This is a genomic window from uncultured Campylobacter sp., from assembly GCF_938017705.1.
Lineage (GTDB): Bacteria > Campylobacterota > Campylobacteria > Campylobacterales > Campylobacteraceae > Campylobacter_B.
In genome coordinates, this window is record NZ_CALIIS010000118.1 from 1 (window position 1) to 1,770 (window position 1,770).

General features: G+C 37.5%; 1 protein-coding gene. It reads right to left on the reverse strand.

Annotated features, from left to right (window positions below; genetic code table 11):
- Window positions 1-363: 363 nt before the first annotated feature.
- Entirely contained in the window at window positions 364-1,545 is a 1,182-nt protein-coding gene (locus tag Q0605_RS05780) for a hypothetical protein (protein WP_298705045.1), read from the reverse strand.
- Between the last annotated feature and the right edge of the window lie 225 nt (window positions 1,546-1,770).

Below are 1,770 nucleotides of genomic sequence, written 5' to 3' on the forward strand. Positions count from 1 at the left end.
GAGGTGCATTAGTACTATGAGAATACTTACTGCACGCATAAAAGCCATAATCTTGGCTAATGCTCTTAAATCATCATCGTTTTGCATATTTGTTTCTGTTTTTAGTGTTTGTCAATATTTTATACTTAGCTGAGCCAATGAGCTGGCTACACTTAAGATTTGTTTTTCATTTTTCTCTCTCCATTTATAAAATTCGTAGGTGTAAAAATCATCGGAAAATTTTTGAGCGTAGCGAAAACCTTGAGCTAAGCTCAAGCCTGTCGGAGACCATCTCAATCTGAATACGCCAATAGCGTATGACAGATTGAGACCCCCGTAGGGTATCCTACAATTAGCAATTAGTATTTATTACCTTAGTCTTTTTCATTCTAATCCCTCTATATTATCGTCATATTCTCCGCCGATCCATTTTCGCTTCCAAAAATAATCACAGATTTCTTTAGCAGCCTGGAGCAAACTTAATCCTTTATGCGTGCTATAAAATTCTAAAAGGTCATTGCCGTTTTGAGTTTCGCCGAAGTCTGTAAAAATAAAATGATCGTTCACTTTTTTAAAATGTCCGCTTGGATTTTTATCGTTAGCCCTAATACTAAAAGCATGAGACTCTGAAAAAATTGCATCCATCTTTTCGATCAAAAATTTTTTGATGTTGTCTTCGTCGTTGAGAGCTTTTGATTTTTTAAGAGCTGAAAAATCTACCCAATCATTTTTTCTTATCACCTCCGGCTCACGATAAATTTTAATATCGCCTAGAGATGAAAAATCTTTTGCGACTGAATTTTTTCTAGGTTCATCGTTTTGAATGGATAAAATTTTAACGGGCAAAGTTTTAAGCTCGCTTTGCTTTTTTGAAATTTCATCGCTCGTAATTTCGAAAGCCTTTCCATCATAAAAAGATTTTAAAGAAGGTCGAGAACTTGCATAGCAAAAAAACATTCTTGCCTTATCGGTTACGGCTAAGTCGGAGTTTATTCCTAACTTTTCATTAGCTACTGCGTAGATTGCTTTTAAATTTTCGGCGGTTTGTTCTATCGGCAGAGTTTCGATAAAGATACGATAAGCATATTGGTTATTTGGATCAAACGTGCGACAGATGATGTGGTTTATATTCATAGCCTTTAGCTTGCCGTGCATTTGCTGATCGCTAAGGGGTTTTGTATCGCCTTCGTGATAATCCACATCCAATACTAAAACAACGATCGGGAACAACTCGGTAGTCTCCTTGCTGCGGTAAGCTTTAACTTTAGAATTTTGCTCACGAGCGGGTTCTATACCCTTTTTGCCGTAGAAGTATATGACTCCGTTCTTGCCGTGACGGATAAAAAGATGTTTATTCTTCTCCGTTCGATAGCATTTATTCATAGCAAAGGCGGCAGAACTACTAAGTAAGCCTTCCAATCCGCTAATAGATGAGACATTTAAGCAATAGTTTGTAAAATACGTTGCCCTGCTTTTCATCTTATCTTTTGCAATATTTGGATCGTTCTTTTCGCTTATGGGCTTTTTCGGATCGTAAAATATTTTTAGAGCAATGTATAATCTCATATAAAAAAATCCTTTCTCCGATTCAATCGGTTATGATGAGAAAGCTTATTTACCGTTAGGGGTAGCGCTGCGCTATCGCTTGCGCTGGGGGAAATCACAATCTCGGAAAGCAAAGAATTTAATCGATCTTTCGTTCCCCCGAGCGGAGCGCAGCGACGCTCGCTCCTACCGGTCAAAGCTTTTTCATAATTAAATCAAGACTATTTCCTTGAGAAATCTCGCTTT